Raw genomic sequence first — 22,733 nt, forward strand, 5'->3', positions numbered from 1 at the left:
ACATTAGTGACCTTTTATGGGTATAAAGTCTAAGTATACATGTCGTCCAGAGCTTGTTTCTTTACTTGAATAGTACCAGCTATATTGTGATGTTAAACGCTGAGTCAGTTCAAGACCAAGTCCAAAGCCAAGTTCGTTTGATTCATATATAGGCGCGGTATCAACGTTAGTGATCGTTACCTCATGACCTGACTGATTTATGATGACAAGTCCGTGGTTAGTATGCACGAATGCGTTTCTAATAATATTACTCAAAACTATACGGCATACTGTTTCAGGTAATGGATAAATACACTTATCGGTATTAATACGAACTTCGACTTGCTTATCTTTGACGAGATAATCTAGTTCAGATGCAACCTCTTTAACTAGCTTTGCTAAACAAAGATCTGTAACGGTAACCGCCATTGTGTCGTCACGGTTAAGCCAAAGTAAAGTTTCAGTGAGTGCCCCCATTGTTAGTACAGCACGCTCGATACGCTCTAGGCCCAATAATTGTTTTTCTTTTACAAAATCACCATTTACCAACTTCAATAACAAATCCGTATTGGAGCGGATAACTGCAATTGGCGTGTGCAATTCATGGCTTGCATAAGCCAAAAATTTTTGTTCTCGCTCTACGCTTTGCTGAACGCAATGCAAGCTGTCACTGACCATTTGTGCAATTGAGTTTAACTCACTAAAGCGAAAATCAGGAATAACCTGATTTAAGTTATTTCTCTCAAGTTGCCCCGCCCAAACTTTTAAACGCTCTACCGGTCTTGTTACTTTTTTCAGAACTACCATTAAAATCACCACAAAAGCTAAAATTGATAAAATAGCAATGACTATAATTATAACAAAATGAGGAACTTCAGGAGCGAGCATGAGCATTCGTTCATCAGGTATAAATATGCTTGATACATATACAGTCTGTGTTTTATTTCGTACTTTAATGACAAAAAAGCCTGCTTTTGGTGGTGTAAACCAAGTTCCACCTACCATGTGCTTCTTTAGTGTATTGAGTGGCAGATCTGTTTTATTAAAATGACTTTTGATATTTTCAGGCAAATCTTGCCACTGAGACGCAATAACATATTGCTGGCTTTTAATTGGCGTACCATTGGTGACCGTATATTGCTGTGCTTGTGCATACATGCCTCCTTGCATAGCTACATCCATTCCCGTTGTAAAGTACTGCATACTTAATGCCGACAGCAACACAATACTACTGGTGCCTGTAAGCAGCATTGCCATTAATACATATATACGTAAACTAATTCGTATCTTCATTACTGTTCATTTGCTTAATGGCAAACCCTTTTGACGCAACTGTATGGACTAATTTTTGACTATGTTCTGCATCTACTTGTTTTCTAATATAAAACATATGCACTTTTAAGCTATTACTATCTGGTGGGTCTTCTGCCCACACAGCTTGAATGAGCTTTTTACGTGATACCACATTTGGGCTTTCACGCATAAGTGCCTCTAGAATTTTTGTACCTATAGGAGACAAGCTCAATAATTCACCCGCTCGATAAGCTTCTTGTTGTTTAACATCCAATTGCAAATCGCCCACTGTCAACTTAGCAACTTGCCCACTCTTTCGCTTTGCTAAAACTTGGGTTCGTATGGTTAATTCTTGCATCGCAAAAGGCTTAACCATGTAGTCATCGGCTCCTTTTTCAAACCCTATTAGCTTATCTTCTAATGTGTCTTTTGCAGTTAACATTAATATGGGTGTATCAATGCCTTTATGCCTGACTTGCTCGCATACCTGCAATCCATTAACTCGTGGTAAATTCAAATCAAGAATGATCACATCATAGCTGTGCCTTAAAACTAAATTTAACGCAAGCACACCGTCACTGGCATGGTCACAGTGCACATTTTCAAGTGCAAAATAATCTATCACGGTTGCTGCTAGGTCACGGTCATCTTCAACTAATAAAATAGTTAGATTATTATGTGCCATCCCGTTGCTCCTTACTCATCGCCTGTGTACATTCAACTTCGTTTGGCTCTCTTTTACGCCAGATACGTTTTATGCTTCGATTAAAAAAGCACGTGATATCTTGTTGTATTAATAATAGCGTGGGTATCAGTAATAAAGTAATGAATGACGCAAACAAGATGCCATAACCTAACGCTGCTGCTGCTGGTATTAAAAACTGAGCTTGTAACGATGTCTCACTTAATAGCGGAAATAAGCCTGCAAAAGTTGTTACTGACGTCAATATTATAGCTCGAAGCCTAGATTGGCCAGCTTCTATAATTGCTTCTTTTATATCGTACTTTCCTATTTTCATCAGTTGATTATAGCGCGATACAAACAACAAACTATCGTTCACGACAACACCACTTAACGCTAAAATACCATTTAAAGACAATATACTTAACGTAAGCCCATTAAACCAATGTCCCAAAATGGCACCTACCACACCAAACGGAATTACAGCCATTATTATCATTGGTTGTACATAGGACTTAAGCGGTATAGCCAACAACGCATAAATTGCAAATAAGGCGAGCGCAAACATCTGTATCATTGAACTGCCTGTTTCTTGTTGTTGCTGTGCCTCCCCTGCAAACTCAACCTTAACGTCAGGGTAACGTTCTGTAAGCTCTATCAAAGTCGACTGACGCAAACGCGTAATGATGTCGCGAGGTGATATAACGTTTTTATCTATCACAGCACTAATATATATCGAGCGCTTACCAGCAATACGCGTAATTTCAGCACTTTGGTATTGGGTATGTACATTAGCTATATCACTTAATGGCAAAGTAATTCCAGACGGCGTTCTAACAAAAGCAGCTTTAATATCAGCGAGAGTTTTACGTTTGTTTTTTGGGTAGCGCACTCTGACTTTGATTTCATTGCCACCGCGCTGAAAGCGCTGAACCACATCCCCTCCAAAACTATTGAGGACCTGAGTGGAAAGGGCCCTAGTATCTAAACCAAGTTCGCGGCCTTGTTCATTAAGCTCAAAATAGTACTGTGATTCCCCCAAATCCATATTATGATCTATCCCGCTGGTGCCTTCTATGGATTGTACTATATCAAGTAAATAGGCTCCCGCTGCATATAGAGAAACAACGTTATTCGAGTTAAGTTGCATGTTAAAGTTATCAATCATGCCACGTTTGGCTAATATTTTAGTCTTCTTGACCCCCTCAAGTGTACCAACATGGTTACGCCACAATTGTGCAAACTCACTGGCATTAAAATCATTTTGCTTATTGAGTTCTAAAGTAACAGAACCTTGTGATGCTCCTTCGGCCAAAACTTGTATACTGCTTATATATGAATTATTAGTCACGTCATCTTGTAACTGATATTTTTTACGAAGCTGACTGTCTACTTTTATCGCTAACAGCTCCAACACTTGAAGATTTTGATATGCTTGCCCTGAACTTGCATCACTATACATTGTAATGCTGGCACTAACTGTATCACCTTGAACATCAGGAAAGAATGCAACCCTTACAGCGCCGCTAAACGGCAAAAATAGAACCCCCACCATCACACTTAAAAATATACCTGTGATCTTGATATAATTGTTCAGTGCGTATTTTAATGTGGGAAGATAAATTCTGTCGTTAAATTGATTCAGTAATGTGTCTGCATATTTTCTAATCTGCTGCCAAGCGCCTAGTTTTGAAGGTTTGGACGTATCCAAATATGCTAAATGAGAGGGTAAAATAAGTTTTGACTCAATTAAAGATAACACTAAGGCTATTGCAACGATAGTACCAAACTGAGCATATACTTGACCTAATCGTCCCTGTACGTTACTCAGTGCAGTAAATGCCACCACCGTTGTTAACACACCAAACATAGTCGCGGTTGCAACCCTTTGAGTGCCTAAAACCGTATTGCTAATGTGATCTCCATTGTGTGATCTTGTGTGGTAAATACTCTCACCAATTACAACTGCATCATCAACCACGATACCTAGTGCCATAATAAAGCCAAAAGTTGTCATTTCATTAAGACTAAGGTCAGCGAAACTCTCCGTCATAAAAAATAATGTGCCACAAAACACAAATGGCAATCCCATCGCAACCCAAAATGCAACTCGCAAATTTAAAAACAATGCAAGTATAAAAAATACCAAGGCGACACCTGTCAATGCATTTTTTACAAGTAGCGATAACCGCTCAGTGATGAGTGTACTTTTATCTAACCAACTCGTGATCATAAGCCCTTTGGGCAAATATGACTCTGCCTGCCATTTTTCTACCACACGATTTGCTTGCTCAACAATATCAACTACGTCTCCATTGTCATCCATAACAAGTTCTATTGCAGCCGCATTATAGCCATTGTAACGAGATAAGTTGTATGAGCTGTCTGCAGCCTCAAACTTAACAACTGCAATGTCGTTAAGTTTTATTTCCCCTCCCATTTTGAAACTTTTAATAACGATAGCTTTGAAGTCAGCAACATCATAAGCTTGCTCTGAAACTTTAAGTCTGACTGATTTATCTTCATCATAGAGGCTAGTACCTATCTCATATGATGACTCTCGATTTATTGCCTCTACAATGTCATTTATACTAATGTTATAAGCTTGTAATTTTGCTTCATCTACTTCTATAGACATCTCCCACTGTGGTTTTGCTTTTATTTCTAGATCTTTAATTGCACTTTGCGACATCAGCGCTTCTTTCAGACGGATAGCCCAAGTATCAAGTAGTTGACGGTCTACATCGCCATACAATTGTAACCATAAAGCATGCTCTTGACGTGTGGCTTTAGTTATAACTGGGGGCTCAGAGCGTTTTGGTAAGTTGTTAATTGCATCTACCTGAGATTTTATATCTTGATAAAGCGCCTCTATATCATAACCATTTTCCATCTCGATATTAACATAAGCACCTTGTGCATTAGAGGTTGTGGTTATGCGCTTGATACCTGCAACACTCTGCAGCGCATTTTCGATTTTAATGGCTACTCCCTGTTCAGCCTGTACAGGTTCACCACTTTCAAACACTACAGACACTGATACCGTATCTGGTTCTAAGCTAGGGAATGCCTCTTTGCGTAAACTATTTATTGACAACAACCCCATGGCAATAACAGCTAAAAAAAGTAGGTTTGCCGCTACGGGGTTGTAAACAAACCAAGCAATTACACCTTTATCAGAGTCTGTTCCATTCATAGTAATGTTCCTTTAATTGCCAACACCTGCATCCCTTGCTTAAAGTGACTAAGGGGGCGTTTAACAATTTTTACAGGGCTGTCATTGATGGATTTAATATAGATATAGCCGTTCTGTGCAAACTCATTTTTTATCGTCTGTTTTTTCAACTTGCTTTTGTCATCAACTAACCAAATATCGCCATTTTGAGATACCGCCGATGCAGGAAGTTGATATAATGAATCGTGAGATTCACCTTTGATAATCACTTTAACAAAGGTGCCACTATACATTGGTATATCTTGTTGTAAGGGGTTTTCAACGCTTATAATTACCGAACGTTGACGCGTATCATCGTTAAAGTGACGCTCTATACGTTCAACCTTGCCTTGCCAAAAAGTTAAAGAGTTTGTAGTACTATAAATAGTAACAGGCCATGTCATATTCTGAGCTTTGTCAGACAAGAGTTTTGACAACTGTTGCCACTGTAGTTCTGACAAAGGCACGCTTATTTCAGCTTTTGAAGTACTATAAAGTCTCCCCATTGCTGACCCGATTTGAATATAACTACCTGGTTGTATAAGTGAACTCACCACAATAGAATCAAAAGGTGCCTTAATTTTAGTTTTTTCAAGCTCTTTTTGTGCTTTTGTTACAGCAAGTTGCCAATAGTCAAACTCTGCTTCTGCAGCTACCAATTGTGGTTCTCTCAAGATAAGAGGCGTCGCTTTTTGACCTTCATCTTTACTTCTGAGCCAGTCGTTGTAGGCAACCTCACCTTGTCTTTTTTCTTCTTGCAAATTAAGTAACGCTTTAGCTCTACTTGCTTTAGCCTGTGCTAAATTAACTAAATATGCTATATCGTCAATTTTTGCAATAACACTACCTTGAGTAATTAGAGAACCAGTAACAAAACGATCGCTAATGTCAATAATTCTGCCACTGATTTCACTTTTTATTTCTAGTTCAAACTTTGCTTTAGTTTCTCCAAACCCGATTACTGTTGGCGCATATTGACTCGCAGATACTTCTAAAATTTCAACTTGGGGTGCTAAATCCATCGTGCTATTTATACTTGTGTAAATCAATTTGGTTTCTGGATTAGACTTTTCTGCATTGAATACTTGGTTATATACAACAACACAAAAAAATGCACTAATACTAAGCATCACACTTAATAGTTTAAATCTCATGTTAGATTACCTCTAACAATAAAACTAAGCTTGCTTACTAAATAAATCGGTACTTCAAGGTAATTTAAAAACATCAAACACTTCTCCACTAACTGATGAGTGGAGTATAAATAGTGAGCGGTTAAAGGTAGGTTAAGACTTTCGTCTTGGATAATTTACAGTTTTCATGATTTATATCAATTGCATTAAATAAATGATCAGATATTAAGATAGATCAAAGGCTTAGTAACCAGAAAAAATTTCGGTATGTCGTTATTCTACATAAGTCATTTTTAACACAGTGAATGAGTCTTTTAGCTCGCTAGATTGGGCAATGTTTAATAGAATTGGTATTACAACAACAATTCTTTACCTTAAGGTAAGAATTGTTGTTGCCAAATAGAGTTACGCCAAGGATGCGTTAATTTCTTGTAAAGTTTGAACTGGGTTACTTGCTTGTGTAATTGGGCGGCCGATGACTAAATAATCACTACCAGCAGCTACAGCTTTTTGTGGTGTCATAATACGCTTTTGATCGCCAACATCACTACCTGCAGGGCGAATCCCAGGAGTAACTAACTTAAATGAATCACCCAGTTGAGACTTTAATAACTGAGCTTCTTGTGCGGAACAAACAACACCATCAAGCCCGGCTTCTTGGGCTAGCTTAGCTAAGTAAACAACCTGATCTTGAGGTGTTTTTTCAATGCCTAAACGCAATAACTGCCCTTGATCCATACTTGTTAGCACCGTAACTGCAATCAATAACGGTGCTTTGTCACCATAGTTATTCAATGCTTGTTTTGCTTTTTGCATCATTTCAAGACCACCGCTTGCATGCACGTTAACCATCCAAACACCAAGCTCAGCTGCGGCAGTAACCGCTTTAGCAACTGTATTTGGTATATCATGAAACTTAAGATCCAAAAACACATCAAACCCAAGTTCGATTAACTCTTTTACAAACTCTGGACCAAAATAGGTAAACATTTCTTTGCCGACTTTTAAACGACATTCTGAGGGTGAAAGCTGTTTTACAAAATTTATTGCTACTTGCCTATCATCATAATCTAATGCGATAAGCACTTTTTTTGTATCATTTTGAGACATAGTATTCCTAAGTTTACCGGCAGTTCAGAAATATAGAAGCGCGAACATTTTGCAGTATTATAACGGAAACTTTATGAATTGACCTGAGAATTTACGTAATTCGCGTTAATAGCCATCTAGTCCTTTACTTGGTCCTATCGTTTCCCAATGTTTACATGATGGGCATAACCAGTACAAAGTATGGCTACTAAAGCCACAATGCTGGCATTGATACTCTGGTTTAGTGGCAATATAAGATTTCACTAGCTTATCGATTTCTGACAACACTGTTTGAATTTTATTATTATTATTTCCCAATAACTGAAGCAAAAAGCTAAAGCCACGAATAGATGGTTCACGTTTTAAGCTATCAGTTAAAAAGTCAATTGCTTGAGGTAACTGCCCTTGCTCTAACAATGATTGGCAGTGCTTTATACGTATCAGTACACCGCCCTGTGGAAGCAGTTCTTCGATTAGATCATCAAATTGATTTTTTAAATTTAGTTCAATGTAACTTTGTTCTAATTCTTTAATATAAAGTGGTGCTGTATTAGTACAGTTAACAACCAACTTTCGCCAATAATAAATAGCCTTTACATGGTCATTTTTTGCAAAAGCATCTTTACCCAATTCATAATACGGTCGAATTATTTTTTGCTCAAACGCACACGCCAGTTCCATTAACTTAGGTGTGTCATCATTTATTGCCGCCTCACAATAAAAATTAGCAATTGCTGCAAAATGTTGAGGTTTAGTAAACAACTCACGATGCGATTCATACATATTTATACCCTTGCGCCATTCGCGCATTTGTGAGTACAAATTGATAATAGGATCTAAAGCTTCAACATTATGATTTTTGACTAAAATAACGAGGTGTTCTTCAGCACTATCTAATAATCCTGCAAGTACATAGTCTTTAGCAAGTTCCAAGCGACATGAAGCCATAACACTGGCACTTAAATTTGGTTGGTTTAGCAATAATTCATGAATTTTTATTGCTCTGTCTAATTCGCCTCTTTTGCGAAACAAAGTAGCTAAGGTGAGATAGTGTTCAACAGAGTCTGCAGATACTTCTAAAAGCTGAATAAGATGTTCCAAACCCTGATCTTCTTCGCGATCAAGTAGGAATTTTAGACCTTTACTATATTGAGAGGTAATTTGGCGATTGAGTTCAAGAGCTTGGTTTTTTGCACTATTTTTTCCCATTACGTAGCCATATGCAGCTGCAACAGGAAGCAATAAAAACAGCAACTCAGTCATAGTCAGCGTTCGGTGTCAGTTATCATTCGACGATTGTTTTTCTTCAGTCGATAGTTTTGCCATTTCAACTTTGAAAATACCGTAAAGCTAATTACACACCCAACTAATACACCAATAACAAAGCATACACTCATTAAGGTTGACAAGGGTAAAGTACTACTAGCAATAATATAATTAACATCAACTACTTCTGGGTTTTGAGTTCCAATAACAAATGCTAATAAAACTATAGCTAATGCCAATCCTTTTTTAACTACCTTGATCAAGTGTTACTCCATATATCAGGTTTTATTTAAGACTTTCATTTACGCGATCACGTAACTCTTTACCTGGCTTAAAGTGTGGTACGTATTTTCCATCTAACTCTACTGTATCACCTGTTTTAGGGTTACGCCCTGTGCGAGGAGAACGATAATGTAAAGAGAAACTACCAAAACCACGGATTTCAATACGATCAGAGCTTGATAATGAGCCTGCCATTTGTTCAAGAATTTCTTTAACTGAGTTCTCTACATCCTTTACTGGGATATGAGCATGTTGCTCTGCTAGTTGTTCTATCAATTCTGACTTTGTCATAATGTTTCCTTAGATATAAAAAGGAAGGGCTAAAGCGCCCTTCCAGTTAAGACTTGCATATTAGTCTTTTTGAGCGTTTTTGAAAGCTGCAGCCATTGCGTTTTCAAACGCAGGCTCTTCTTTCTTCAACTTCTCAAGAACTTCTTTCTCTTCAGCTTCAAACATAGCTTTAACTGAAAGGCTGATTGTACGGTTCTTACGATCAACACCTAAGTATTTAGCTTCAATTTCGTCGCCTACAGAAACAACAGTCGTTGCATCTTCGATACGCTCTTGAGCGATGTCAGCTACACGAATGTAACCTTCAACACCTTCGATAAGCTCAATCGTTGCGCCTTTAGCGTCAACTTCAGTTACCTTACCTTTAACAATAGCACCTTTTTTGTTTGCGTCTAGGTAGTTATTGAAAGGGTCAGCTTCGATTTGCTTAACACCAAGAGAGATACGCTCACGCTCAGGGTCAACTTGCAATACGATTGCTGTGATTTCGTCGCCTTTTTTGAACTCACGAACCGCTTCTTCGCCTGGAGTGTTCCAAGAGATGTCAGAAAGGTGAACAAGTCCATCAATTCCACCGTCAAGACCGATGAAGATACCGAAGTCAGTGATTGACTTGATCTTACCCGTAACTTGGTCGCCTTTGTTTTGAAGACGAGCGAATTCTTGCCAAGGGTTAGCAATACATTGCTTAAGACCTAGAGAGATACGACGACGTTCTTCGTCAATCTCAAGAACCATTACTTCAACAGTATCGCCAAGGCTAACTACTTTTGAAGGGTGAATGTTCTTGTTAGTCCAATCCATTTCAGATACGTGTACTAGACCTTCAACGCCTTCTTCGATTTCAACGAAGCAACCGTAGTCAGTTAGGTTAGTTACACGACCAGAAAGCTTAGCACCTTCTGGGTAACGGCCTGCAATTGCAGCCCATGGATCTTCGCCAAGTTGCTTAAGACCTAAAGAAACACGAGTCTTTTCTTTGTCAAACTTAAGTACTTTAACTGCGATTTCGTCGCCAACATTCACGATTTCTGAAGGGTGCTTAACACGCTTCCACGCCATATCAGTAATGTGTAGTAGACCATCAACACCACCTAAATCAACGAACGCACCGTAGTCTGTAAGGTTCTTAACGATACCTTTAACTTCTTGACCCTCGACAAGGTTTGCAAGAAGTTCTTCACGCTCTTGTGAGTTTTCAGATTCGATAACTGCACGACGTGAAACAACAACGTTGTTACGCTTTTGATCAAGCTTGATTACTTTAAATTCAAGCTCTTTACCTTCAAGGTGTGCTGTGTCACGTACAGGACGAACATCAACAAGTGAACCAGGTAGGAACGCACGAATAGTGTCAACTTCAACGGTGAAACCGCCTTTAACTTTACCGTTGATAACACCCATAACAGTCTCTTGCTCTTCACACGCTTTTTCAAGACGGATCCAAGCTTCGTGACGCTTCGCTTTCTCACGAGAAAGGATAGTTTCACCGAAACCATCTTCGATTGCATCAAGTGCTACGTCTACTTCGTCGCCAACAGCAACTTCTAGTTCACCAGCAGCATTTTTGAATTGCTCCGCAGGGATGGCACTTTCTGATTTTAAACCAGCATCAACAAGAACAATGTTGTTCTCGATTGAAATAACAGTACCTTTAACGATAGAGCCTTGCTCTGCTTCAAAACCCTTTAGGCTTTCTTCAAATAACTGCGCAAAATTTTCTGACATACTAAATACGTCTCATATATTAATATTCCAATTAGCAACCATGCTGCATGGGGTAGTTAAAAAAACACCAGCATCCTGCCAGCGCATAATAAATTTTTAGGCTAAACGTGATTTTTCGAGCTTTCCTGAAACCACTGCATCATCAAGTATTGATACTATTTTAGAAAATACTTGTTGAGCATCCAGTTCTGTCGTATCAATCACGATTGCATCGTCTGCTGGTACAAGCGGCGCAACTTTTCGATTCATATCTCGGTCATCGCGTGCTTTTATGTCCTCGAGCAGACCACTTAGTGTAACATCTAGCCCTTTAGCATTCAACTCTAAGTAGCGCCTATTAGCACGTTCTTGGGCACTTGCCGTCAAATACAGTTTGATTTCGGCTTCAGGGAAAATCACAGTTCCCATGTCCCTACCATCAGCGATTAATCCTTGTTCGCTTTTAAATGCTCTCTGACGGCGGAGCAAGGCTTCTCTAACACGAGGTAAAGCCGCTACTTTTGACGCCGCAGCGCCGACCTTTTCATCTCGAATAGTGTTACTTACATCTTCCCCTTCTAAAATTACTTTACTTTTTTTAGAACTTGAGTCGATGAGAAATTGTACATCTAAATTGGCTGCTAACGGCACCAAAGCTTCTTCATTATCAAGAGCAATTTGGTGGTGTAACGCAGCTAAAGACAACACGCGATAGATTGCTCCGCTGTCCAAAACATCCCAATTTAGTTTTTCAGCTAACAAGCGACAAACTGTTCCTTTGCCTGAACCACTTGGGCCGTCGACGGTGATAACTGGCATAGATGCCGGCATTTAAACCTCCTGAAATGCTCACCTGAAATAAATCGCGAGCATTATACGCAAATTAAATGAATTTTACCTTATTATCATGTAACTTTTTGTTAGATAGGTACTAAAATGAATAGTTTAGAGCTATTTTAGAAACAACTCTAAACTATTACAGCATGACTTCATTAGGTGTCACTAAGTACTAATTGAGGTAAGCACATCAAAATATGTTGGGAAAGTTTTGGCTGTGCAGCCAGGGTCGTTAATCGTTATTGTATGACCAGCCACTGCAACCATAGAAAAACACATTGCTATACGATGATCATTGTAGGTATCGATATCAGTTAGATTTATATTTTTCGGCGGTGTTATCTCGATGAAGTCATTGCCTTCTACCACTTCTGCACCAACCTTCCTCAGTTCAGTGGCCATAGCAGCTAATCGATCTGTTTCTTTAACTCGCCAATTGTAAATATTTCTAATCGCCGTAGGTCCTTTAGCAAACAATGCTACTGTCGCCAACGTCATCGCAGCATCAGGAATTGCATTGGCATCTATATCAACGCCTTGAAGTTCTCCTTTACGGACAACTAACTTCTCATCGTACCAATCAATTTGTGCCCCAACTTGCTCCATTACATTAGCAAAGCCAATATCACCTTGAACACTTTTTTTCCCAACACCGTTGATGACAACTTCACCTCCAGCAATTGCAGCCGCAGCAATAAAATAAGAAGCAGACGATGCGTCTCCCTCAACCATTACTCTTTTTGGAGATTGATAAACTTGCTCACCTTTAACACTGAAAGTTTGGTAGTTATCATTTACGACGTCCACGCCAAATTGCGCCATAACACCAATCGTGATATCAATATAAGGTTTTGATACCAAATCTCCTTTAATTCTGATCTTAGTATCACCAGCAAATAAAGGGGCTGCCATCAGTAATGCGGTTAAAAATTGGCTTGAAATACTACCATCAATTTCAACTTCACCGCCTTGTAAAGCCTTACCTTTAATCAGCAATGGTGGGTAGTCTTTATTCTTTAAGTATTTAATATCCGCACCTAAAGCTTGCATCGCATCTACTAAGTGCCCGACAGGCCGCTCTTCCATACGCGGCTCACCTATCAACTCAAACTCTCCAACTGTAGCAGCCAATACTGCTGTTAGTGGTCTATATGCAGTACCCGCATTGCCCAAAAACAGGGCATCTTTTGGTGAGGTGAGTCGACCTGCACAGCCATCAACAGTGGCAATCGTTTTATCATCATTGAGCGTAACACTTACGCCCATTTGCTCTAGTGCACCTAACATGTGACGAATATCATCACTGTCTAACAAGTTATGTACTTCAGTGGTGCCTTGTGCCAATGCAGCAAGCAGCAAGATGCGATTCGATAAGCTTTTTGATCCTGGTAAGGTGACAGAGCCTGACACCTTAGAAATAGGCCTTAGTGTTAATTGCTCCATCAGCTGTGCTCCTTTGCAAATTTCTCCATAAACGATACTAACGCGTTAATACCTTCAATTGGCATCGCGTTATAAATGCTAGCACGCATCCCGCCAACCAAACGGTGTCCTTCGAGTGCAACTAAACCATGTTGCTCAGCTTGCGCTAAAAACTTCGCGTTGAGACTGTCTTCTTTTAACCAAAATGGGACATTCATTAATGAGCGACAATGTTTTGCTACTTTATTAGAATAAAAATCTGACCCATCAATGTAGTCATACAAAATAGCTGCTTTGTTTTTATTATGTACTTCCATAGCTTGCACACCACCGTTCGCTTCTAAGTATTTGAATACTTCAGCTGCTAAATACCAGGAAAATGTTGGTGGCGTGTTATACATGCTGCCTTGTTTAGCTTCAATTTTATAATCTAGTATTGATGGGCAAGGAAGACCTTCGCGGGCTAACAGTGTTTTGCGAATTATCACAATACATAAGCCCGACGGACCTATATTCTTTTGTGCTCCAGCATAAATAACATCAAAATCATCCACATTTATCTCACGTGATAAAATCATTGATGACATATCTGCCACAATCGGAGCAGTTTTATGCTTAGGTACATCAAAAATTTCTATACCATCAATGGTTTCATTCGGGCAGTAATGAATAAATGAGGCGTTCTCTGGCAGTAGCCATTGATTGACTGGTTTAATATCAAATTGACCGTTATCATCGTTACGAACATTGATGCCTTCTACTGTTGTAAACCTTGCTCCCTCTTGGGTAGCTCCAGTAGACCAAATACCATTTTCAATATATACACCGGGTGCATTATCCAAATGTAAATTTAGGGGAACCGCCGCAAACTGACCACGACCACCGCCGTGCATAAATAGCACGTCAAACTCATCTGAGATTGCCATCAAACGGCGTAAGCTTGCTTCACACTCTTTTACCATGGCCAAAAATGGCGCAGATCGATGGCTAATTTCCATCACTGATACACCTAAATTTTGCCAATTTAAAAATTCTTGCTGTGCTTTATTCATGACCTCAGGGGGCAACATTGCAGGACCTGCACAAAAATTATATACCGTCATTTTTCCTCATTCCTAAACAACTTAGTATTTATTATAAAAAAAGCGGCCGGAGCCGCTTTTTTCACTTATTCACTGGGTGAGTCATCAGTACTCACTGGTGAGTCCTCCGATGTAGGTAATTCACTACCTTCACCTTCGGGAAGTTCTTCAACTGCTATTTCCTCGATACGTTGTAAACCAACTACTTGCTCGTCGTCAATAGTTCTAATCAAAATAACCCCTTGGGTATTACGACCAACCGTTGAAACTTCACTAACACGTGTTCGCACAAGCGTACTGCGATTAGATATCAACATAATTTCGTTGTTATCTTCAACTTGTACAGCACCCACAACACTACCGTTACGTTCACTAACTTTAATAGACACAACACCCTGAGTAGCTCGGCTCTTAGCTGGGTAATCTTCTAGCAAAGTACGTTTACCGTAACCATTTTCAGTTACTGTTAATATAGCGCCATCGTTTTTAGGTACAATCAGCGAAACAACTTTTACATCATCGGGCATCTTAATACCACGTACACCAGTTGCTGTACGACCCATAGGACGAAGTGCTAGCTGCTCTTCACCTGTTTCAGGGTCAATTTTTACTTCACCAGTTTCAGAGTCACGTAATTTTTCATTGAAACGCACTACTTTACCATGATCAGTAAATAGCATGATATCGTTACTGCCATTTGTGATATCTGCACCTATCAAGCAATCGCCTTCATTTAAATTAATAGCAATGATGCCGCTTGCGCGTTGACGGCTATATGCCGTAAGCGGTGTTTTCTTAACAGTGCCGTTAGCTGTTGCCATCAATACATACTTGTCTTCTTCGTACTCTCGAACAGGTAAAATTGTGGTAATACGCTCATCTGCTTCAAGTGGCAACAAATTAACGATTGGTTTACCACGTGCTGCACGAGATGCAAGCGGTAACTGATAGACCTTCAACCAGTACATGCGACCAGCGGTTGAGAAACACAAGATAGTATCATGAGTATTAGCAACTAATAGACGCTCGATAAAGTCTTCATCTTTCATACGCGTAGCAGCTTTACCTTTACCCCCACGGCGCTGCGCCTCATAATCAGTAAGAGGCTGATACTTCACATAACCTTCGTGAGATAAAGTAACTACAACGTCTTCTTCATTGATCAAGTCTTCTAAACTAATGTCATGCGCGGCTGCACTAATTTCAGTGCGACGCTCATCGCCATAGGTCTCTTTAATGACCACAAGCTCATCGCGGATCACTTCCATCAAACGTTCAGGTGTGGAGAGTATGTATAATAATTCTGCGATTAGCTCTAATAACTCTTGGTATTCAGCTAGAATCTTTTCGTGTTCAAGACCCGTTAATTTATGTAAGCGTAAATCTAAAATGGCTTGAGCTTGTTGTTCTGACAAATAATACTGACCGTCACGAATACCCAGTTCTGGCTCTAACCAATCTGGACGTGCAACATTATCTTCACCCGCTTTTTCAAGCATGCCTTTAACTGTACCCAGCGCCCAAGAACGAGCTACTAGTGCAGCTTTTGCCTCAGATGGGCTCGGTGATTTACGAATAAGCTCAATGATAGGGTCTATATTTGCCAGTGCAATCGCCAAGCCTTCAAGGGTATGTGCTCTATCGCGTGCTTTACGTAAATCAAATACGGTACGACGCGTTACAACTTCACGGCGATGAATAATGAACGCTTCAAGCATTTCTTTTAAGTTAAAGCATTTAGGCTGATTATTGTCTAACGCAACCATATTCATACCAAACACAGTTTGTAACTGAGTTTGTGCATATAGGTTGTTTAAAATCACTTCGCCTACTTCACCACGTTTGACCTCAATTACGATACGCATACCGTCTTTGTCTGATTCGTCACGAAGCGCGCTGATCCCTTCAACTTTTTTCTCTTTAACTAATTCAGCAATTTTTTCTATTAAGCGTGCTTTGTTAACTTGGTAGGGAATTTCATGGACGATAATAGTTTCTTTACTCGTTTTTTCGTCCACTTCAATTTCAGCACGAGCACGGATGTAAACTTTACCACGGCCTGTTTTATACGCTTGCTCAATGCCCTTTTTACCGTTAATAATTGCTGCTGTTGGAAAATCTGGGCCTGGAATATACTCTATTAAGTCTTCAATGGTTAGATCAGGATTTTGGATTAAAGCCAAACAACCATTGATCACCTCAGTTAAGTTATGAGGAGGTATGTTCGTTGCCATACCAACAGCAATACCTGAAGAGCCATTAACTAATAAAGCAGGTACTCTTGTCGGTAATACATCGGGAATTTGTTCAGTACCATCGTAGTTTGGTACAAAATCGACCGTTTCTTTTTCTAAGTCGGCTAACAATTCGTGAGAAATCTTAGCCATACGTACTTCGGTATAACGCATTGCAGCTGCTGAGTCACCATCTACAGAACCAAAGTTACCTTGGCCATCAACCAGCATGTAGCGTAAAGAAAATGGTTGCGCCATACGTACTATTGTGTCGTACACTGCGCTGTCGCCGTGAGGGTGGTATTTACCAATTACATCACCGACAACACGCGCCGACTTCTTATAAGGCTTATTCCAGTCATTTTTTAATTCGTTCATGGCAAACAAAACTCGACGGTGTACTGGCTTTAAGCCATCACGTACGTCAGGTAATGCACGACCAACGATCACACTCATCGCGTAATCTAAGTACGAGTTTTTGAGTTCATCTTCAATATTGACTGGCAGGATTTCATTGGCGAGTTCAGTCATTCGGTTCCACTTTCCTTCAGTGTCTAACCCTTTTATGTCACACTATCGCGTGACAAAGGGATTAAGTTATTATTAATTCTCAAACGCCATGCTAACACACTTTTAAACAGTTTACAGGCGCAAAATTTTAGTGATTTTAATCTGACCCCCTTTATAATGCGCTCAGATTAACGAGGAAGTTTTTTATGACCGAACATCAAAATGTAGACCCACAAGAAATTGCAAAGTTTGAACAAATCGCAGAACGGTGGTGGGATACAGAAGGAGAATTTAAACCGCTGCACGATATCAACCCACTGCGCTTAGATTTTATAAATGATAAATGTCAGGGTTTATTTGCAAAAAAAGTACTAGATGTTGGCTGTGGCGGCGGTATTCTTACAGAGAGTATGGCTAAACTAGGCGCAAAGGCTCATGGCATTGATATGGGTCAAGAGCCATTAAATGTCGCTAAGTTACATAGCTTAGAGTCTGGCGTAAAAGTTGATTATCAAAAAATACCTGCTGAGGACTTTGCCACCCAGCACCCTGAAGAATTTGATGTAATAACATGCATGGAAATGTTAGAGCATGTTCCAGAGCCCGCTTCTATTATCTCAGCAGTAGCTCAACTTGCAAAACCTGGTGCCAGTGTCTTTTTCTCTACACTCAACAAAACAACAAAAGCTTATTTAATGGCAATTGTTGGCGCAGAGAAAATCCTTAAAATTGTGCCTGAAGGTACACACCAACATGACAAATTTATTCGCCCTTCAACACTAATTAACTGGGCTGAACAAGTCGGTCTAAAAGTGCGCGCTAGTGCTGGTATTAGCTATAATCCGATTAGCAAAACATTCACACTAACTGATGATGTCAGTGTTAATTATCTTTTACATTTTGAGAAGCTAGCATGACCCAAGCTGTTATTTTTGACTTAGATGGGACCCTACTAGACACTTGTGACGATCTGGGTGCCGCGCTTAACTACACTTTACAGTTATATGGCCTACCTGAGGTATCAAAAGCAGATTATAGCCCCGCAATATCAAATGGCGTTAAAGCGTTATTAGAAGTTGGCTTTAAAGATAAGCTAACTGATTATGACGAACCCATACTAAAACAAAGTGTGCTTGATTATTATGAAAAAAACATCGCGGTTCATAGCCATTGTTTTAACGGGATCGCCCCTTTATTAGACATGCTTCGTAGTAACGGAATAAAAATTGGTATAATGACCAACAAACCGACCTTCTTAACTTTACCCTTGTTAAAGTTAATAGATGAATTAAAAGATATCGAAGTCGTCGTTTGCGGAGATACGCTAGATGAAGCAAAGCCTTCACCAAAACCACTCTTGCATGTTGCTCAACAATTAGCAGTTAAGCCTAGAGAATGTTTTTATGTAGGCGATGCAGAAAGAGACATAGCAGCCGCAAAAGCGGCCAATATGCGATCCGTTGCTGCGTTGTGGGGCTACATCCCCAGCAAAGCAACTGCACTCAGCTGGCAAGCAGATCTAAATTTAACTAACCCTGAATCGTTATTTTCGCATATCTAGTATTTTTGATTTCGACAAGGCACTATATCTTGTGCCTTGTAACTAAAAGGAAGCCAGATTGCGTATAAAAAAATCAGTTAGAATTTTTTTTGAATTTGATAAAAAAACCAGACTTCTTGGTTGATTTTTTTTAGGCTTCTTTAGCAGTGATTCCTCAAAGGTTAATGAATACTAACACTTGAAGATTATCCCTAAGTTATCCACAATTGTAGCCAAGTTGTTCTATTGCAAATTATGCTAATCCACACTATCTTGTGATCCACGGTAAGCCTATCACCATATATAGTGGTGAATAGATAATCAAAGTGTGAACCGTGCGTTTACCACAAAAATACAATTCCGAAGGAATACAGGCGCAACTATGAACCAACAGCTATCTGTCAGCAAACGAAATGGCCGTAAAGAGCCGCTTGATCTTGATAAGATCCATCGCGTGATCACTTGGGCCGCAGAAGGTCTAAATAATGTTTCTGTATCACAGGTCGAATTAAAGTCTCATATTCAGTTTTACGATGGTATTCGTACTGAAGATATACATGAAACTATTATTAAAGCCGCTGCTGATTTAATAGATAAAGACTCTCCTGATTACCAATATTTAGCTGCGCGCCTTGCAGTGTTCCATTTACGTAAAAAAGCTTATGGTCAATTTGAGCCGCCGCATTTATATGACCATGTAACTAAAATGGTTGAAGACAAACGTTATGACCCTCACCTTCTTGTTGATTATACCAAGCAAGAACTTGATGAACTTAATGACTATGTTGATCACAGCCGTGATATGAATTTTAGTTATGCCGCTGTAAAACAGCTCGAAGGTAAATATTTAGTTCAAAACCGTGTGACGGGCGAAATCTATGAGAGTGCCCAATTTTTGTATATTTTGGTCGCTGCAAGCTTATTTTCGGATTACCAAAAAGATACACGCCTAGACTACGTCAAACGTTTTTATGATGCGATCTCACTTTTTAAAATATCACTACCTACCCCGATTATGGCGGGTGTACGCACACCAACTCGTCAATTTAGTTCCTGCGTATTGATTGAGTGCGGTGATAGTTTAGACTCTATCAATGCAACTTCATCTGCTATCGTAAAATATGTAAGTCAACGCGCTGGCATTGGAATAAACGCTGGCCGTATTCGTGCATTAGGTAGCCCTATTCGCAATGGTGAAGCTTATCACACTGGTTGCATTCCTTTTTATAAGCACTTTCAGACTGCTGTTAAAAGCTGCTCGCAAGGTGGTGTTCGCGGTGGCGCTGCCACTTTGTTTTACCCGCTTTGGCATTTAGAAGTAGAAAACTTGCTTGTTCTAAAAAATAACCGAGGCGTTGAAGAAAACCGTGTCCGCCACTTAGATTATGGTGTGCAATTTAATAAAACTATGTACACACGTTTGATCAAAGATGGTTACATCACATTATTTAGCCCATCGGATGTACCAGGGCTGTATGATGCTTTTTTTGAAGACCAAGAAAAGTTTGAAACTCTGTACGTGCAATACGAACAAGATGAATCAATTCGTAAAAAGCGTATTAAAGCCATTGAGCTGTTTTCTATGTTTGCACAAGAACGTGCAAGTACCGGCCGAATTTACCTGCAAAATGTTGACCACTGTAATACACATAGCCCATTTGACTCAAAGGTTGCCCCAATTCGACAGTCAAACTTGTGCCTTGAAATTGCGCTACCAACTAAGCCTTTAAACAATGTGAGCGACCCTGATGGTGAAATTGCACTATGTACCTTATCAGCATTCAACTTAGGTGCGCTCGAATCATTAGACGAGCTAGAGGAATTAGCTGAACTTGCCGTAAGGGCACTTGATAACCTATTAGATTTTCAAGACTACCCTGTACCTGCTGCACAAAATGCAACTATGGGACGTCGAACCCTCGGTATTGGCGTTATTAACTATGCTTATTACCTCGCCAAAAATGGCGTTAAGTATTCTGATGGCAGCGCGAATGGTTTAACACACCGTACTTTTGAAGCAATTCAGTTTTACTTAATGAAAGCATCAAATGAGTTAGCTAAAGAGCGTGGTGCTTGTCCATTGTTTAATGAGACTACGTACTCCCAAGGCATTATGCCAATTGATACATACAAGCGTGATTTAGATAAAATTTGTGAAGAACCCCTCCATTTAGATTGGAACGGTCTTCGCGAGCGTATTCAAGAACATGGTATGCGCAACTCAACGCTATCAGCATTAATGCCATCAGAGACATCATCACAAATATCAAATGCCACAAATGGTATTGAACCACCTCGTGGTCATATCAGCGTAAAAGCCAGTAAAGATGGTATATTAAAACAAGTTGTTCCTGAGTATGAGCGTTTAAAAGACAGCTATGAATTACTGTGGGATATCCCTTCAAATGATGGTTACTTAAGCTTGGTTGGAATTATGCAGAAGTTTGTCGATCAAACTATCTCTGCAAATACAAACTACGACCCAAATAAGTTTGAAGGTGGCAAAGTTCCAATGCAGCTGCTGCTTAAAGATTTATTAACTGCATATAAGTTAGGTGTAAAAACACTTTATTATCACAACACCCGAGATGGCGCTTCTGACTCACATGATGAGCTTAAAGTACAAGCGGAAGATGATGATTGTGCAGGCGGCGCTTGTAAAATATAAGTATTAGCGGGTCATAAGATCCGCTGTTTTTGGTATCGAGTATATAAAATATGTCTTATTCTACTTTTAGCAGAACTCATAATGATCAGTTAAAAGAGCCAATGTTTTTTGGCCAAACCGTCAACGTTTCTCGTTTTGACCAACAAAAATACCCTATTTTTGAAAAGTTAATTGAAAAGCAGCTATCTTTCTTCTGGCGCCCTGAAGAGGTTGACGTAAGTAAAGATAGATTAGATTTTCAAGGCTTACCTGAGCATGAAAAGCACATTTTCTTAAGTAATTTAAAGTATCAAACACTATTAGACAGCGTACAAGGCCGCTCTCCTAACGTCGCGTTGCTCCCTATCGTATCTTTACCTGAACTTGAAACATGGATCGAAACTTGGGCATTTAGTGAAACTATTCACAGTCGCTCATACACACACATAATTCGTAATGTGACGCAATCACCAGAGTTAATTTTTGATGACATTGTAACTAATGATCGTATTAATCAACGTGCTGATGCTGTAACTCGTTATTATGATGAACTTATCGAGAAGGTTTCTCTTTATAACCTATATGGTGAAGGTAAGCATGAAATAAATGGCAAAACGGTAGTTATAAACCAGTTTGAATTGAAGAAACTGCTGTACCTTTGCATCATGTCAGTAAACATTTTAGAAGCTATTCGCTTTTATGTGAGCTTTGCCTGTTCATTTGCATTTGCAGAACGTGAGCTAATGGAAGGTAACGCAAAAATCATCAAGCTGATTGCGCGTGATGAAGCATTACACCTATCTGGCACACAGCATATGCTAAACATCATGCAAGATGGCAAAGATGACCCTGAAATGGCAATTGTTGCTGCTCAATGCCAAGAGCAAGCTATTGCAATGTTTGTTGAAGCAGCAGAACAAGAAAAAGACTGGGCTGAATACTTATTTAAAGATGGCTCAATGATTGGCTTAAATAAAGATATTTTATGCCAATATGTTGAATATATTACAAATGTTCGCATGACAGCTGTCGGTCTACCTACACAGTTTGAGAACAAGAGTAATCCTATTCCATGGATAAATGCTTGGTTAGTGTCTGATAACGTTCAAGTTGCCCCGCAAGAAGCAGAGATAAGTTCATACCTTGTTGGTCAAATTGACTCTGAGGTTGATGCTGCAGAATTTGGTGATTTCGACTTGTAATGAGCGATAAGCACTGCCATAAGGTTACTCTTAATAACCAATCTGAGCCGCTAGATTTTGCGGCTCAATCACCTTCTCTTCTTGATACTCTAGAGCAAGCTAATATTGAAGTCGCTTATCAATGCCGGGAAGGGTTTTGCGGTGCATGTCGTGCCAAACTAGTGCAAGGAGAGGTTTGTTATAACCAAGAACCTTTAGCATTTGTCCGTGATGGTGAAATACTTCTATGCTGTACCAAACCTTTAACTAATATAAAGCTCACCCTGCTGTGAACACACTTTGCATTTTTATAATACACTCTATTTAATTAACCACTGCTCTGA

At 39.5% G+C, this 22,733-nt stretch carries 18 protein-coding genes; 5 read left to right on the forward strand and 13 right to left on the reverse strand.

Annotated elements, in window-relative coordinates; genetic code table 11:
- Nucleotides 1-3: 3 nt before the first annotated feature.
- The 13 genes from SANK73390_RS04625 to gyrA all read right to left on the reverse strand — a co-directional run bounded on the left by SANK73390_RS04625 (nt 4) and on the right by gyrA (nt 17,042).
- Nucleotides 4-1,272: a sensor histidine kinase gene (locus tag SANK73390_RS04625; protein WP_462764115.1), complete on the reverse strand. Its 1,269-nt coding sequence runs from the start codon at nt 1,270-1,272 to the stop codon at nt 4-6.
- On the reverse strand, nt 1,256-1,957 hold the full coding sequence (locus SANK73390_RS04630; protein ID WP_462764118.1) for a response regulator transcription factor: 702 nt from the start codon (nt 1,955-1,957) through the stop codon (nt 1,256-1,258). Before SANK73390_RS04630 ends, SANK73390_RS04625 begins: the two co-directional genes overlap by 17 nt.
- Nucleotides 1,947-5,150 (reverse strand): efflux RND transporter permease subunit, encoded by a 3,204-nt coding sequence (locus SANK73390_RS04635; protein WP_462764122.1) that lies wholly within the window; start codon nt 5,148-5,150, stop codon nt 1,947-1,949. Before SANK73390_RS04635 ends, SANK73390_RS04630 begins: the two co-directional genes overlap by 11 nt.
- Nucleotides 5,147-6,322 (reverse strand): efflux RND transporter periplasmic adaptor subunit, encoded by a 1,176-nt coding sequence (locus tag SANK73390_RS04640; RefSeq protein ID WP_462764125.1) that lies wholly within the window; start codon nt 6,320-6,322, stop codon nt 5,147-5,149. The genes SANK73390_RS04635 and SANK73390_RS04640 overlap by 4 nt, the downstream gene beginning before the upstream one ends.
- A 384-nt stretch (nt 6,323-6,706) precedes the next feature.
- Nucleotides 6,707-7,411: an orotidine-5'-phosphate decarboxylase gene (gene pyrF / locus SANK73390_RS04645; RefSeq protein ID WP_462764128.1), complete on the reverse strand. Its 705-nt coding sequence runs from the start codon at nt 7,409-7,411 to the stop codon at nt 6,707-6,709.
- A 105-nt stretch (nt 7,412-7,516) separates the two neighbouring features.
- A complete protein-coding gene (locus SANK73390_RS04650) occupies nt 7,517-8,653 on the reverse strand; it encodes a lipopolysaccharide assembly protein LapB (RefSeq protein WP_462764131.1) in 1,137 nt (378 codons plus the stop codon).
- A 2-nt stretch (nt 8,654-8,655) separates the two neighbouring features.
- On the reverse strand, nt 8,656-8,919 hold the full coding sequence (locus SANK73390_RS04655; protein ID WP_462764134.1) for a lipopolysaccharide assembly protein LapA domain-containing protein: 264 nt from the start codon (nt 8,917-8,919) through the stop codon (nt 8,656-8,658).
- 22 nt (nt 8,920-8,941) lie between these two features.
- Nucleotides 8,942-9,229: an integration host factor subunit beta gene (ihfB, locus tag SANK73390_RS04660; RefSeq protein ID WP_261592997.1), complete on the reverse strand. Its 288-nt coding sequence runs from the start codon at nt 9,227-9,229 to the stop codon at nt 8,942-8,944.
- Nucleotides 9,230-9,289: 60 nt separating this feature from the next.
- Entirely contained in the window at nt 9,290-10,957 is a 1,668-nt protein-coding gene (rpsA, locus tag SANK73390_RS04665; RefSeq protein WP_462764137.1) for a 30S ribosomal protein S1, read from the reverse strand.
- Nucleotides 10,958-11,053: 96 nt separating this feature from the next.
- The gene (cmk, locus tag SANK73390_RS04670; protein WP_462764141.1) at nt 11,054-11,767 is read right to left on the reverse strand and encodes a (d)CMP kinase; all 714 of its coding nucleotides are present in this window, start codon (nt 11,765-11,767) and stop codon (nt 11,054-11,056) included.
- Nucleotides 11,768-11,938: 171 nt separating this feature from the next.
- Nucleotides 11,939-13,216, reverse strand: a complete 1,278-nt coding sequence (gene aroA, locus SANK73390_RS04675) for a 3-phosphoshikimate 1-carboxyvinyltransferase (RefSeq protein WP_462764144.1) — start codon at nt 13,214-13,216, stop codon at nt 11,939-11,941.
- Nucleotides 13,216-14,298: a 3-phosphoserine/phosphohydroxythreonine transaminase gene (gene serC / locus SANK73390_RS04680; protein ID WP_462764147.1), complete on the reverse strand. Its 1,083-nt coding sequence runs from the start codon at nt 14,296-14,298 to the stop codon at nt 13,216-13,218. Before serC ends, aroA begins: the two co-directional genes overlap by 1 nt.
- A 65-nt stretch (nt 14,299-14,363) precedes the next feature.
- Nucleotides 14,364-17,042: a DNA topoisomerase (ATP-hydrolyzing) subunit A gene (gene gyrA, locus SANK73390_RS04685; protein WP_462764150.1), complete on the reverse strand. Its 2,679-nt coding sequence runs from the start codon at nt 17,040-17,042 to the stop codon at nt 14,364-14,366.
- A 185-nt stretch (nt 17,043-17,227) separates the two neighbouring features.
- Between gyrA and ubiG the strand changes: the two genes are divergently transcribed.
- The 5 genes from ubiG to yfaE all read left to right on the forward strand — a co-directional run bounded on the left by ubiG (nt 17,228) and on the right by yfaE (nt 22,682).
- On the forward strand, nt 17,228-17,938 hold the full coding sequence (gene ubiG, locus SANK73390_RS04690) for a bifunctional 2-polyprenyl-6-hydroxyphenol methylase/3-demethylubiquinol 3-O-methyltransferase UbiG (protein ID WP_462764153.1): 711 nt from the start codon (nt 17,228-17,230) through the stop codon (nt 17,936-17,938).
- A complete protein-coding gene (locus tag SANK73390_RS04695) occupies nt 17,935-18,582 on the forward strand; it encodes an HAD family hydrolase (RefSeq protein ID WP_462764156.1) in 648 nt (215 codons plus the stop codon). Before ubiG ends, SANK73390_RS04695 begins: the two co-directional genes overlap by 4 nt.
- Nucleotides 18,583-18,943: 361 nt before the next feature.
- Entirely contained in the window at nt 18,944-21,229 is a 2,286-nt protein-coding gene (gene nrdA / locus SANK73390_RS04700) for a class 1a ribonucleoside-diphosphate reductase subunit alpha (RefSeq protein ID WP_462764159.1), read from the forward strand.
- A 50-nt stretch (nt 21,230-21,279) separates the two neighbouring features.
- Entirely contained in the window at nt 21,280-22,410 is a 1,131-nt protein-coding gene (gene nrdB, locus SANK73390_RS04705) for a class Ia ribonucleoside-diphosphate reductase subunit beta (protein ID WP_261592987.1), read from the forward strand.
- On the forward strand, nt 22,410-22,682 hold the full coding sequence (gene yfaE, locus SANK73390_RS04710; RefSeq protein ID WP_462764163.1) for a class I ribonucleotide reductase maintenance protein YfaE: 273 nt from the start codon (nt 22,410-22,412) through the stop codon (nt 22,680-22,682). The genes nrdB and yfaE overlap by 1 nt, the downstream gene beginning before the upstream one ends.
- The last annotated feature ends 51 nt before the right edge of the window (nt 22,683-22,733 follow it).

It is taken from the genome of Pseudoalteromonas sp. SANK 73390, from assembly GCF_054966645.1.

Bases quoted from the DNA above. Each gene is read 5' to 3' on its own strand.
- SANK73390_RS04650 (WP_462764131.1), bottom strand. From the start codon at position 8,653: ATGACTGAGTTGCTGTTTTTATTGCTTCCTGTTGCAGCTGCATATGGC.
- rpsA (WP_462764137.1), bottom strand. From the start codon at position 10,957: ATGTCAGAAAATTTTGCGCAGTTATTTGAAGAAAGCCTAAAGGGTTTT.
- ihfB (WP_261592997.1), bottom strand. From the start codon at position 9,229: ATGACAAAGTCAGAATTGATAGAACAACTAGCAGAGCAACATGCTCAT.
- ubiG (WP_462764153.1), top strand. From the start codon at position 17,228: ATGACCGAACATCAAAATGTAGACCCACAAGAAATTGCAAAGTTTGAA.
- pyrF (WP_462764128.1), bottom strand. From the start codon at position 7,411: ATGTCTCAAAATGATACAAAAAAAGTGCTTATCGCATTAGATTATGAT.
- gyrA (WP_462764150.1), bottom strand. From the start codon at position 17,042: ATGACTGAACTCGCCAATGAAATCCTGCCAGTCAATATTGAAGATGAA.
- SANK73390_RS04640 (WP_462764125.1), bottom strand. From the start codon at position 6,322: ATGAGATTTAAACTATTAAGTGTGATGCTTAGTATTAGTGCATTTTTT.
- cmk (WP_462764141.1), bottom strand. From the start codon at position 11,767: ATGCCGGCATCTATGCCAGTTATCACCGTCGACGGCCCAAGTGGTTCA.
- serC (WP_462764147.1), bottom strand. From the start codon at position 14,298: ATGACGGTATATAATTTTTGTGCAGGTCCTGCAATGTTGCCCCCTGAG.
- SANK73390_RS04625 (WP_462764115.1), bottom strand. From the start codon at position 1,272: ATGAAGATACGAATTAGTTTACGTATATATGTATTAATGGCAATGCTG.
- SANK73390_RS04695 (WP_462764156.1), top strand. From the start codon at position 17,935: ATGACCCAAGCTGTTATTTTTGACTTAGATGGGACCCTACTAGACACT.
- SANK73390_RS04630 (WP_462764118.1), bottom strand. From the start codon at position 1,957: ATGGCACATAATAATCTAACTATTTTATTAGTTGAAGATGACCGTGAC.
- aroA (WP_462764144.1), bottom strand. From the start codon at position 13,216: ATGGAGCAATTAACACTAAGGCCTATTTCTAAGGTGTCAGGCTCTGTC.
- yfaE (WP_462764163.1), top strand. From the start codon at position 22,410: ATGAGCGATAAGCACTGCCATAAGGTTACTCTTAATAACCAATCTGAG.
- SANK73390_RS04635 (WP_462764122.1), bottom strand. From the start codon at position 5,150: ATGAATGGAACAGACTCTGATAAAGGTGTAATTGCTTGGTTTGTTTAC.
- nrdA (WP_462764159.1), top strand. From the start codon at position 18,944: ATGAACCAACAGCTATCTGTCAGCAAACGAAATGGCCGTAAAGAGCCG.
- nrdB (WP_261592987.1), top strand. From the start codon at position 21,280: ATGTCTTATTCTACTTTTAGCAGAACTCATAATGATCAGTTAAAAGAG.